Source organism: Halobacillus sp. A5 (assembly GCF_024189315.1).
Taxonomy (GTDB): domain Bacteria; phylum Bacillota; class Bacilli; order Bacillales; family Halobacillaceae; genus Halobacillus_A.
On record NZ_JAIZEO010000015.1, the window covers coordinates 1 to 432 of the forward strand.

Below are 432 nucleotides of genomic sequence, written 5' to 3' on the forward strand. Positions count from 1 at the left end.
CTCGGTCTTGCTTCTCCGCAAAACAAACATAACTCATTCGTGAATAAGAGAGAGTGGCCACAAATATCATAAGGGGAATTGTATCTCCATCTACCTGATAAAGACCAGCTTCTTTCCAGTCCACCTGCATTTGTTCTCCCGGTTCTGTTTCATACCTCCGGGTATGACTTTCCTTGAAGGACTTGCGATAAAGCTGTACAAAATCTTTTAGAATCGTCTTCCCTGCAGAATACCCCTGTTTTCGGATCTCCTGATAGAGTTTTTCACAATTGAAAACATGATCTTCCTGTAATCGTTTAAGCAAATAGTCCTTGTAAGGATCTAACTTAGACCCTTTATTTGCTCGCTTTTGTATGTGGTTTTTCTCCCGTTCGCTTAAGGATTTAACCGTATGACGATGCATACCTAAGAGTTGGGCAATGTCTGTATAAG

General features: G+C 41.0%; 1 pseudogene. It reads right to left on the reverse strand.

The features are described from left to right. A pseudogene (locus LF822_RS22735) lies at positions 1 to 432 on the reverse strand (IS21-like element IS5376 family transposase); the annotation flags it as partial.